At 65.0% G+C, this 283-nt stretch carries 1 pseudogene; it reads right to left on the bottom strand.

From position 1 onward, the window contains the following. A pseudogene (locus E5W70_RS30755) lies at positions 1-283 on the bottom strand (glutamine synthetase); the annotation flags it as partial.

Here is a 283-nt window from a genome sequence, read left to right as displayed (position 1 = left end):
CACCACTTCGGGCGCGACGCCGGCTTCCGCCAGCGCCGCCATAAGAATGACGGCGAACGGATCGGCGCGGCGCAATGCGGCCAACGACATCGAATGAGCCGGGCCAAAGTCGCCCTCGATATGAAATTCATGCTCGAAGGCGGCGATGACGGAAAGCCCGGTCGCCGCCTTCAATTCCGCCAGGGCATCCTTGAGCATGGTCCGCGTGCAGCCGAGCCACGGGCTGCCGTCGAGTTGGACGATGTTGCCGGCTACCATGTCGAAAGGCGTCGCCGATCCGGTC

This window comes from Mesorhizobium sp., from assembly GCF_005063415.1.
Classification (GTDB): domain Bacteria; phylum Pseudomonadota; class Alphaproteobacteria; order Rhizobiales; family Rhizobiaceae; genus Mesorhizobium.
This window is presented reverse-complemented; position numbering and strand designations above follow the sequence as displayed.